Raw genomic sequence first — 10,581 nt, 5'->3', positions numbered from 1 at the left:
CGGCGGCCGTTGTCCCCAGGATCACTAGAGGGCCAAAGGGTGTGCGAAAATGATCTTCCTTCGCACACCCGGCGGCCGTTGTCCCCAGGATCACTGACGGGCGAACGTTGGCGGGGCGGCGCTGGCCCATTTGCGTCCGCGGCCACCCCTCGCCTCGTCTCAGCCCCGCCCTCGATACTCGCCCACCGCCGGCCGGTACCTCCTGGCCGTGCGGTACCCGCATTCCCCAGTCCAGGAGGACGTCGGTGGTAGCGATCCTTGGCCAGTACTGCATCAACGTGTCGGACCTGGAGCGCTCGGTGGCGTTCTGGGAGGGAGTCGTCGGCATTCCCGTCGTCAGCCGCACCGAGATCGAGATGGCGCGCGAGGCGGTCATCCAGTCGCCGCACGGCGGAAGCCGGATGCAGCTCGCCCAGCAGCTCGGCCAGACCGGCCCGATCGACATGGGCACCGCGATCTGGAAGCTCTACGTGAACACCGACGACTGCGCCGCGCTGTTCGAGAGGGCCGTCGCGGCGGGCTGCGAGGCCGTCACCCCGCCGGCCCGGCTCGACCGGTGGCCCGTCACGGTTGCCTTCGTGAAGGACCCGGACGGCTACCTCCTGGAACTCATCGAATACCACCAGGGCACCCCCGCCACCGTCCCCGACCCCAAGAAGCTCGAGGCCTGACCACGTCCTGCTCCGACGGGGCCCGCCCGCACGCGCTCGGCTGGTCCTGCCGCGTGCCGGCGGGCGATCTGGCCCCCGCGGATCGGGAGATACGTGCGCACAAAGGCCGGTTCGCTGAATACTGGAACAGGTTCTAGTCGGGCGCGGCCATGGTCCGCGCGTCAGGGAGGTGCCCGCATGTCTCAGGGGAGCCAGCCGCGCCGGTTCGAGGGCCGCGTCGCGCTCGTCACCGGCGCCGCGTCCGGTATTGGCCACGCGGTGACGCTACGGCTCGCCGCCGAGGGTGCCTCGGTGTTCGCCTGCGACATCGACGCGGCGGGCCTGGATTCGCTGGCCAAGGAGGAACCGGAAGGGGGCGGCCGGATCGTCACCCGGGTCACCGACGTGCGGGAGAGCGGCGAATGCCGCGCCGCCGTCGCGGACGCGGTCGCCGCGTTCGGCAGGCTCGATGTCCTCGGCAACGTCGCCGGGATCCTGCGCACCGGTCACGTGACGGACGTGACCGAGGACGAGTACCGGCTGATGTTCGCGGTCAACACCGACGCCTACTTCTTCCTCGCCCAGGCCGCCATCCCGCATCTGCTGACGACCAAGGGCAACATCGTCAACATCGCCTCGAACTCGGGCCTGATGGGCGGTGCCTACACCGTCCTGTACTGCATGACCAAGGGCGCGGTCGTCCAGCTCACCCGCGCGCTGGCCATGGAGTTCCTCAAGAAGAAGATCCGCGTCAACGCGATCGCGCCCGGCGGCACCGAGACGGCGCTGGTCGCCGCCACAACTTTTCCCGACGATGTCGACTACGACCTGATCGGCCGCTATATGGTCCCGCGCCCGATGGCCAAGCCCGACGACATCGCCAAGTTGTTCGCCTTCGTCGCCAGCGACGACGGCCGCAACATCCACGGCGCGATCCTGTCCACCGACGGCGGCGTCACCGCCGGCTGACACCCGGGCGGCCTCGTAATGGACACCGTCGCCCGACCGCCGGTGGCCCGGCGGGGTGTCTCGCCGGCTCCTCGTGTCAGGCGGGGGCCAGGCGCGCCCGGACAAGCGTGTCGATGGCGGTCGCCTCGCCGTCCGGGGTTTCGACCGGGCGCGGCACGCGTGCGGCCTTCTCGATGACGAGGCCAGGAATATCGGCCAGATCCGCGGCGGTGCCGTCGGGGGTGTAGAGGACGGAGGCGTCGCGGGGACCGCCGACACCGTCGGTGAGGTTCGTGGCGTCGTGGGCGACGACGAGCAGGGTGCCGCCAGGGGCGAGCCGACCGGCGGCGGCGCGCAGGGCGGCGCGGCGCGCGTCGGCGGGCAGTTGCAGGTAGGCGACCACGACCGCGTCGAACGCCGCCGTCGGCGGTAGGCCATCGTCCCCGCTGGTGCCGGCCCCGGCCCCGGCCCCGGCGTCGACGCCGGCATTGGCGTTGGCCGGTCCGGCGGCGGCCGCGCCAGCGGCGGTGGTTGGTGGTTCGGCCATGACACCCGCGACGACGTCGGCGACGAGGAAGGCCGCGCGCTCGGCGACTCCGGCCTCGGTGGCGAGGCGACGGGCACGGTCGATGGCCGCGTCGGAGAAGTCCAGGCCTGTGGCGTGCCAGCCGCGGCTGGCGAGCCAGATGGCGTTGCGGCCTTCGCCACAGGCGACGTCGAGAGCCCGACCGGGCGGCAGGTCGGCCAGCTCCGCGGCGACGAACCGGTTCGGCGCGAGCCCCCAGACGAGCTCGCTGGCGCGGTATCGCGCGTCCCAGTGCGTCGCGTCCATCCTGATCCCGATCCCTTCCGACGGCCGCGGCGCGGCCCGCTCCTTTTGGGCCACGCGCTTCGCCGTCTGACCACGTCGCCGGTCGCCGATCATCTGGCGATGCCAGGCCCACCGCCTCAATCCGGACAAAGGTTACTTCCGGGCGCGCCACCGAGGAGGTTCGCGACGGCGGGCCGCCGCGGTCTCCCCCCGCACCTACCCGAGGGTTGCCGGAGCGGGCGAACGGGCAGGGGGCGTGGCACTCGGCGTCCCTCGGGGCGGACAGTATCGATCGTGGCCGTATAGTCGCGGATCTTGGCCGCATCGGACAGGCGCTTCTCGTTCCCGATTCGTCGCCGTCTCGCCGAGACTCGGTCTTCGCCCAACGCTCCGGCCTGGAGTTGAGCGGCAATGCGGAGATGGGCGCTGGAAGGTGGCGAAAAGGACCATTCTGGCCCGGTCTGGCGGGCCGGACGACCCTGGCGAACGGGAGAAAACCACTGGTCACGGCGCTGTCGGTGCCCGCGGCGCGGGTGGCGGGCACCTCGGACCGCCCTGGGGGTTGTGTGGACGGGCGGAGGCGGGTATAACGAAAACAGGTGAGAGGAGCCACCAAAAGAATGGCACGGAGAAGTGGACGCGCCGAAAGGCGTGATCCCCGCACCATGCATCACCTAAACACCGTTCTTGCGGTGTAAGGTGGACTTCTCTCACCCCGTTCTTTTCCCGCGCCATACTTCCGGCCGCGCGGGTCATGAGGTCATGGTCTGGACGGCGGGTTCGCGATCTGCTTTCGGGGTGGCCGTACCCACCCGCCATTCCGAGGTGGGGACCACGTAGAGGGTCCGATCGGTCACGCCGCGGCACGTCATCGCATCTCGGAGATCTGGCCCGAATGTGCCAGGCGGGCGCGCGCGGTCTCGCACGCCAGGCGCAATCGGCTGATTGCGAAATGTGACCGGTTGGGTCACTGGTTGGTAGGTGTGGCTGGCGTGGGGGGCACCCAAGTGCGAAGCGCGTCGGATGAGCAGGCCTATACGCAGGCTCATCCAACACAGTGGCGGGGTGTGTGGTCGGACTGTGTCGGAAGAGCAAGTCCATGGACGGGCTGAGATGACACGCTTGGTGGTCGGGACGGCCTGGCGGCGTGGATGCGGTCGGTGGGCGGTCGGTCGGAACCCAGGGGATCGGTCCAGGCGGAGTGTTGCCGGGGCGCCAACGGCCCGTTCAGCCGTGTGATACCCACGCCGGCCCGCCAAGGTTCAGGGCGGGCAAGGGGGAAGCACCGTCATCCCGATGACGGGTGACGGGTTGCCGGAGCGACGCGGTCAGATCCATGCGAAACGGCTACGTCCCGTCCCGCCCGCCCGCGCGAGACGGGACGTAGCCGCGTGAGGCCATGGCTGTGGGAATCGAAATGTGAGCTGGTCAGGTGGTGCCGGCCACCAGGCGGGTGTCGAGGGCGTCGAGCTCGGCGGTGAAGGCGGCGCGCAGCGCGGTCTTGTCGGTGCCGTCGAGCCAGGTGGCGTCGACGCCGTTCAGGACGAGGGCGCGCACGGTTTCCTGGCCGTAGTCGAGGGCGGTGCACAGCTCGACGTACTCGCGGCCGATGTCGGTGTGGAACATCGTCGGGTCGTCGGAATTGAGCATCACGTTCAGGCCGGCCGCCACCATGTCCCTGATCGGGTGGGCGGTCAGGTCCGGCCAGCCGTAGACGACCGCGGTCGAGGTCGGGCAGCAGGTGAAGTAGATGCCCTCGTCCCGGCATCGGCGCAGGACCGCGTCGTCGGACATGATGTGGTAGCCGTGGTCGATCCGCTCGCAGCCGAGCACGTCCAGGCAGGTGGTGATGTTGACGGGCGGCGCGTCCTCGCTCGCGTGGCTGGTCAGGCGCAGGCCACCGGCCTTCGCCGCCCGGTAGGCCAGGGCGAACTTCTCCGGCGGGTCGGGGGCCTCGGCGCCGTCCATCCCGAGCCCGATCAGCTCGTCCACCCGGTTCGCCAGCACCTCCTCGACCATCTGCCTGGCCATCTCGGGCGGGTCCTGCCGGTAGACGTCGGCGATGAGCCTGCAGCGCACCCCGAAATCGGTCTCGGCCGCCCGGATGCCGTCGACCAGACCGCCGATGACGGTCGCCATCGGAACCCCGCGCCGGGTGTGCAGGGTCGGGTTGAAGAACATCTCCCGGTAGCGCAGGTTGCCGAGCTTCACGCCGTCCTCGAGCGACTCGTAGGCGCAGCGCGCGAAGTCCGCGCGGTCGATCAGCGTCGAGGACACCATTCCGAAGATCTTCAGGAACTCGTAGATGGTGTCGTAGTCGTAGAGCCGCGCCACCTCGTCCGTGGGCAGCGTGACATCGTGCTTGCGGGCCAGGTCGGCGAACGTCGCCGCCCGCACCGTGCCCTCGAAGTGGCAGTGCAGCTCCACCTTCGGCACCGACCGCAGGTACTCGGGGTAGTCCATCGCGTGCTCGCCTCCCACACCGTCAACGCCTCACCGTCCGCCCCCGTCCGCCTGCTGGCCGGCCTGGCCGAGCTGGGGCCGGCCCGCGCTCGGCCGCCCGCCCACCTTAGGAGCCGAGCCCGCCTCGCCGGTTTCCACCGGGAAACGCCCAGGTCACGGCCGCGGGCGAGGCGGAGCCTCGCCGAGGGCGTTCACCCACGGGGTCAGCTGGGGCTGAGAGGAAATCCGCCGTCGCCGGCCGGATGCCGGGGCATATGAACGTGCTGCTCGCCGAGGCGCACGTCCCGTACCCGCTGATGCTGGAGCTGGACGAGGCGAATGCCGAACTCGCGCGTACCGACGTCGCTCTGGTCGTCGGGGCGAACGACGTGACGAACCCGGCCGCCCGCCGCCCGGGCAATCCCGTTTCCGGTATGCCGATCCTCGATGTCGACAAGGCCCGCAGCGTCGTCGTCATAAAACGCTCGATGGGCCACGGCTACGCCGGCATCGACAACGAGCTCTACACCGGCCCGAAGACCGGCATGCTCTTCGCGGACGCAAAAGCTGGCCTCGCCGCCCTCACCTCCGCCACCAAGGCCCTCGTCCACTGACCGAATGACCGAATCCGGTGTTGTGCGGCCGGGCGGTCCACGAACAAGCACTGACCATGCTGAGGAGGGCGTCCGCTCAGCTCAGGTGGTCATGCTGGGACCATCGCCGGTGAGGCCTCCCTCGGAGAGGAGGGAGAGTTCCAGGTCCCAGTCGATGCGGCCTGATTCGGTGCCCGAGGGCACCGAGGTGGCGACGCGGCGTAGGAAGGTGCGAACCGCCCAGCGCGGCAGGCCGATCCGGGCGTGGCCCCCAGGACTTGTCAGCCACAACTCGACGACGGACTCACCGGCGTGGGTGATCGGGGCTATCCGCACGTCGGCGATGCCGGCGGGGCGGCGTAGGCCGTCCTCGAGCAGCTCACGGGCGAAAACCCATTCGACCAGGGCCCCGCTGCCGACGTCAAAGCGGATGACGACGGCGAACGGGTCGCCGGGCCGGTAGGCCAGCTCGGCGGGGAACTTACCTCCGTCGTCCAGCAGCCGGGCATCGAACGGGACGGTGATGGTTGGCTCGGCTCTGCTCACCGTGGCCTCCCCTTGCCGGGCGAGTACGGACGTTATCGATATCATGGCGCGCCGGCGCGAAAATAGGCAGGTATCAGAAGTCGCGGCGCGTCGGACCGATTTTCCTATGAACCTGTGTGGGCGGGAAGTAGGCGGCGACCACGGGCACCTTCGGGCGGTGCCAGACCATCAGGTGCCGTCCGTGCCGTCCGTGCCGTCCGTGCCGTCCGTGCCGTCCGTGCCGTCCGCTGGCGACACGGACGGCGGTACGGCGAACACCCCGCGGCGGCGCAGCTCCTCGCAGAAGCGGTGGCCGGCCGATTCCATCTGGTCGACGATGGCGCGCGCGCCGGCCTCGGACCGGCCTTCGCGACCGCGGCGTCATAGGCCAGGAACTTGCCGAACGTGTACGCCCCGCTGATGTCGCTCTGGCCGTACTGGCCAGGGCCCCGCCCGGTGACCTTCGTCATGGCCGGCTCAGTGGTTCTCGCGAGATTCGGTCTCCACAGGTTGACGGGTTCTGGGCCGGCCGTCAGAGACCTGGGAGGACGTCCGCGAGGAGGATGTCGAGAGTGCGGCGGGCGGTGAGGTCGTCGTGGCCGAGGACCATCGACAGGTCACCCACGCCCAGCTCGCGGTAGCGGGACAGGCCGTCGAGGAGCTGGCCGGCCGAGCCGGCGAGGACGTGACGGGCGACCTGGACGCCGTCGGGAACCGCGGTCCCGGCCTCGACGTAGATCCGGTGGGCGAGCAGGCCGCCGCCGAGGTCGCGCCAGCGGGCGGCGAGCGGGGCAAACTCGTCCGGTAGCGCCCGTGAGGCCTGGTAGGGCAGGCTGAGACGCGCGGCCAGGCGCATCGTCGCGTCGGCGCCGGCGAGCCAGATCGGCGGCCCGCCCGGGGTGAACGGCTCGGGCGAGAGGACGTCACCGGTCAGGCCGGTGCGCAGCTCGTCCAGGCAGGCGCGGAAACGCCGGCCGCGCTCGGCCGGCGCCACACCCCGGTAGGCCAGCTCGTCGTCCCAGAAGCCGGCGGCGACCGCGAGCACGAACCGGCCCTCGGTGAGCTGGTCGAGGGTCGTCGCCTGGCGCGTCAGCCAGTCCATGTCCCGCACCGGCAGCACCGCGGCCGTGATCCCGATCCGCGTGCCCGGGTGCCGGCCGGCGAACCAGGCGAGCTCGACCATCGACTCCAGTCCGCCCCGCCAGCCGGAGAAGTCCGGTCGGCGGAACATCCCGTCGCCGAGCCAGAGCGTGTCGATCCCACCGGCGACCGCCGTGTCCGTGAACGCGACGGTCTCGTCGCGGTCCGAACCGTACGGAGAGACCCCAAGGTGCACGCCCCGACCGTAGCCCGCGGCCGGCGGGTCTTGGTGGGGAGGCACCGACGGGGCTTGGTGGGGAGCCATCGGTTGCCTCGCGGGTGGCCGGCGTACGACGTTCAGTGCGGCACATGTGCCGGCCTCGCAGTGGAAACCGTCCTATCGTCTGGCGAGAAGCGGATTTCGGGCGCTGGCTGGCCGGCCGGGCCGCAAGGGCCGCCTGCGCCGTCACGGGGCCTGGGCAGCCAGGACCGTGGCCGGCGGGGTGCCGGTGCCTGAAGCCTCGCGGCTCAGGCGCCGGCGCGGTGCGCGGTCGTGGGATGTGGGCGTCGGGAAGGGGAATAGCAGTGCCGGAAGCGGTGATCGTCGAAGCGGTGCGTACGCCGATCGGCAAGCGGAACGGGGCGCTTGCCGGGGTGCACCCGGTGGACCTGTCCGCGCTCGTGCTCAGGGAGCTGGCCGCCCGGACGGGGATCGACCCGGCGGTCGTCGACGACGTCCACTGGGGCTGCGTCGGGCAGCTCGGCGACCAGTCCAGCAACGTCGGCCGGTTCGCCGTGCTCGCCGCCGGCTGGCCGGAGTCCGTGCCCGCCGTCACGATCAACCGGGCCTGTGGGTCGAGCCAGCAGGCGGTCGACTACGCCGCGATGGCCGTGCTGTCCGGCCAGCAGGAGGTCGTCGTCGCCGGCGGCATCGAGAGCATGAGCCGCATCCCGCTCGGCGCCTCCCGGCAGTCCGGCGAGCCCTACGGCGCCACGGCCCGCAACCGCTACGACGGTTCCGACTTCAACCAGCTCACCGGCGCCGAGCTGATCGCCCGCAGGTGGGGCTTCGGCCGCCGCCAGCTCGACGACTTCTCCGCGCAGAGCCACGAGCGTGCCGCCGCCGCGATCGACGCGGGCGCCTTCGACACGCAGATCGTGGCCGTGCCGACCGAGGCCGGCCCGGTCACCGTCGACCAGGGCCTGCGCCGCGGCACCACCGCCGACACGCTGGCCGGGCTCAAGGCCGTCGCGGGCGAGGACGGCCTGCACCACGCCGGCAGCTCGTCCCAGATCTCCGACGGCGCCGCCGCCATCCTGATCACCACCCCGGAGAAGGCCCGCGAGCTGGGTCTCACCCCGATCGCCCGCTACGTCGCCGGCACGGTCGTCGGCGCCGACCCGGTGATGGTCCTGACCGGGCCCATCCCGGCCACCCAGAAGCTGCTGGCCAGGACCAGCCTGTCGATCGACGATATCGGCGCGTTCGAGGTCAACGAGGCGTTCGCCGCCGTGCCGCTCGCCTGGCTCGCCGAGACCGGCGCCGACCCGAAGCGGATGAACCCGGTCGGCGGCGCGATCGCCGTCGGCCACCCGCTCGGCGCCTCCGGCGCGATCCTGATGACCCGCCTCGTCAACCACCTGCGCGACAATGGCCTGCGCTACGGCCTGCAGACCATGTGCGAGGGCGGCGGCACCGCCAACGCGACCCTCGTGGAGCTCGTCGACGCCTGATCAGAGGGCCACTCAGCGTGGAGGCAGCCTGCCTGGGTGACCAGCGAGCGCCCGGCCGCTGACGCATCCCCCGCGCCCTGTTGCCCGCGGGGTGTTCGGGCGGGGCATGTCGGGCAGGGAGACGGTGGAGGTGGGGCACCCGTGTGCCCGTGCGTCCGTGTGCCGCTCTCGGGCCTGAGGCTGGTCGTGAGCGGGGCGTGGCGGCGGGAGCGCCGCGCGTCGGCTGGGGCGCCCAGGCTTCGGAGCTACTCGAAGTCACCGGCCGGCCCCGGGCCAGGCGCTCTGTCCGCTCAGGCCTCTTGATCTGGTGGAATCTTCGGCGCCCTGGGCCAGATAGTCCCACCAGATCACGGTCGCGCTCCGCCGCGCCGCCCGGAGCTGGTTGCTGATCGTGACGGGGCCCGGGAGGAGGACGACGCGCGGGCCGAGGGGGTGCGGGCCGAGAGAGTGCGGGCCGAGGGGGTGATGCACGATGGACGACTCGGGCCTCGTGACGGTGTTCCTGTGCGGCGACGTGATGCTGGGGCGGGGGATTGATCAGATCCTGCCGCATCCTGGGGATCCGGCGTTGCGCGAAGGGTTCACCCGGGATGCTCTGGCCTACGTCGACCTGGCTGAGGCGGCGAGCGGGTGGATCGGGTATCCGGTTGACTTCTCGTGGCCGTGGGGACAGGCATTGCCCGCCTTGGACGATGCCGGGGTCGACGCCCGGCTGGTGAACCTGGAGACGAGCGTTACCCGGTCCGACGACTTTGCTCCGGGGAAAGCGGTGCACTACCGGATGAGTCCGGGCAACCTTCCGTGCCTGGCCGCGGCCCGGCCCGACGTGTGCGCGCTGGCGAACAACCATGTGCTGGACTTCGGGCGGGCCGGCCTCGTCGAGACGCTCGACGTGCTGGCCAGCGCAGGGCTACGGACGGCGGGCGCCGGGCGGAACGCGGACGAGGCGCGCCAGCCGGCCGCCGTCCCCCTGGATGACGGGTCGCGCCTGCTGGTGCTCGCGTTCGGCGTCCCGTCCAGCGGCATCCCGCCGACGTGGGCCGCGGTCGGCGACCGGCCAGGTGTCGACGTCGTCCCGGAGCTGTCGGACGCGGCGGCCGACGACGTCGCCGCCCGCGCGCGGCGGGGCAGGCAGCCGGGGGACGTGGCGATCGCGTCGATCCACTGGGGAGCCAACTGGGGGTACGGCGTCGACGACGACGAGGTCCGGTTCGCGCATCGGCTGGTCGACGGCGGCGTCGACCTCGTGCACGGGCACTCGTCGCACCATCCACGCCCCGTCGAGGTGTACCGGGACCGGCTGATCCTCTACGGCTGCGGCGACTTCATCGACGACTACGAGGGCATACCCGGCTACGAGAGCTACCGTGACGACCTGCGGCCCGCCTACCTCGCCTCGGTCGAGCCGGACACCGGCCGGCTGGCCGCCCTGCGGGTGATGCCGCTGCATGCCTGGCGGATGCGGCTGCGCCGCGCGGCCACCAGGGACGCCGCGTGGCTGCGCGGAACGCTCGACCGGATCAGCCGCCGGTTCGGCGCCGGCTTCGACCTCGACCCCGACGGCCTGCTGTCACTGCGCCGAGCGTCGCGATGATGCGAGGGACGGGCTGGCCGCGGGTCAGTGGGTCCGACGGCGGCGGACACCTCCGGGCGGTCGGGGACCCGCCCGCGTCACCGCGAGGCGCTGGGGTGCCACCATCGTGGGTGATGAGCCACCAGGGGGACAGACCGGCCGGCGCACCACCCCGCGACGCCCGCGTGGGTGGCGCCGCGCGCACGCCCGGCGCCCAGACGGACC

The 10,581-nt window shown here is 71.7% G+C and carries 10 protein-coding genes; 5 read left to right on the top strand and 5 right to left on the bottom strand.

What is annotated here, in order from left to right; all coding sequences use genetic code 11:
- The first annotated feature begins 245 nt into the window (after positions 1-245).
- Together BCD48_RS16200 and BCD48_RS16195 are read left to right on the top strand one after the other, a co-directional pair.
- Positions 246-671: a VOC family protein gene (locus BCD48_RS16200; RefSeq protein WP_071049237.1), complete on the top strand. Its 426-nt coding sequence runs from the start codon at positions 246-248 to the stop codon at positions 669-671.
- Between the two features lie 177 nt (positions 672-848).
- Entirely contained in the window at positions 849-1,619 is a 771-nt protein-coding gene (locus tag BCD48_RS16195; RefSeq protein ID WP_071049236.1) for an SDR family NAD(P)-dependent oxidoreductase, read from the top strand.
- A gap of 76 nt (positions 1,620-1,695) precedes the next feature.
- Here BCD48_RS16195 and BCD48_RS16190 read toward each other — a convergent pair whose 3' ends face one another.
- Both BCD48_RS16190 and add read right to left on the bottom strand, forming a co-directional pair.
- Positions 1,696-2,430 (bottom strand): SAM-dependent methyltransferase, encoded by a 735-nt coding sequence (locus BCD48_RS16190; RefSeq protein ID WP_071049238.1) that lies wholly within the window; start codon positions 2,428-2,430, stop codon positions 1,696-1,698.
- Positions 2,431-3,837: 1,407 nt separating this feature from the next.
- Positions 3,838-4,872, bottom strand: a complete 1,035-nt coding sequence (add, locus tag BCD48_RS16185) for an adenosine deaminase (RefSeq protein ID WP_071049235.1) — start codon at positions 4,870-4,872, stop codon at positions 3,838-3,840.
- A 242-nt stretch (positions 4,873-5,114) separates the two neighbouring features.
- Here add and BCD48_RS16180 point away from each other — a divergent pair, with 242 nt between their 5' ends.
- The gene (locus BCD48_RS16180) at positions 5,115-5,465 is read left to right on the top strand and encodes an NAD(P)(+) transhydrogenase (Re/Si-specific) subunit beta (RefSeq protein WP_274536535.1); all 351 of its coding nucleotides are present in this window, start codon (positions 5,115-5,117) and stop codon (positions 5,463-5,465) included.
- 81 nt (positions 5,466-5,546) lie between these two features.
- On the opposite strand, the gene BCD48_RS16175 is transcribed toward BCD48_RS16180, so the two are convergent.
- The 3 genes from BCD48_RS16175 to BCD48_RS16170 form a co-directional block, all read right to left on the bottom strand.
- Positions 5,547-5,990 (bottom strand): SsgA family sporulation/cell division regulator, encoded by a 444-nt coding sequence (locus BCD48_RS16175; RefSeq protein ID WP_071049233.1) that lies wholly within the window; start codon positions 5,988-5,990, stop codon positions 5,547-5,549.
- A gap of 168 nt (positions 5,991-6,158) precedes the next feature.
- Entirely contained in the window at positions 6,159-6,296 is a 138-nt protein-coding gene (locus tag BCD48_RS51315; protein WP_157910512.1) for a hypothetical protein, read from the bottom strand.
- A gap of 205 nt (positions 6,297-6,501) precedes the next feature.
- Positions 6,502-7,305, bottom strand: coding sequence for an LLM class flavin-dependent oxidoreductase (locus tag BCD48_RS16170; RefSeq protein WP_071049232.1), 804 nt, complete (start codon positions 7,303-7,305; stop codon positions 6,502-6,504).
- A gap of 329 nt (positions 7,306-7,634) precedes the next feature.
- On the opposite strand from BCD48_RS16170, the gene BCD48_RS16165 reads away from it, so the two are divergent.
- Both BCD48_RS16165 and BCD48_RS16155 read left to right on the top strand, forming a co-directional pair.
- Positions 7,635-8,783 carry a thiolase family protein gene (locus BCD48_RS16165; protein WP_083418731.1) on the top strand — a complete coding sequence of 383 codons (1,149 nt, stop codon included), beginning with the start codon at positions 7,635-7,637 and terminating at the stop codon, positions 8,781-8,783.
- Positions 8,784-9,255: 472 nt separating this feature from the next.
- Positions 9,256-10,377 (top strand): CapA family protein, encoded by a 1,122-nt coding sequence (locus BCD48_RS16155; RefSeq protein WP_071049229.1) that lies wholly within the window; start codon positions 9,256-9,258, stop codon positions 10,375-10,377.
- The last annotated feature ends 204 nt before the right edge of the window (positions 10,378-10,581 follow it).

The organism is Pseudofrankia coriaricola (assembly GCF_001854805.1).
Taxonomy (GTDB): Bacteria; Actinomycetota; Actinomycetes; order Frankiales; family Frankiaceae; genus Pseudofrankia.
The sequence above is the reverse complement of the archived record's forward strand: the minus strand, read 5'-3'. Positions and strand labels throughout refer to the sequence as shown.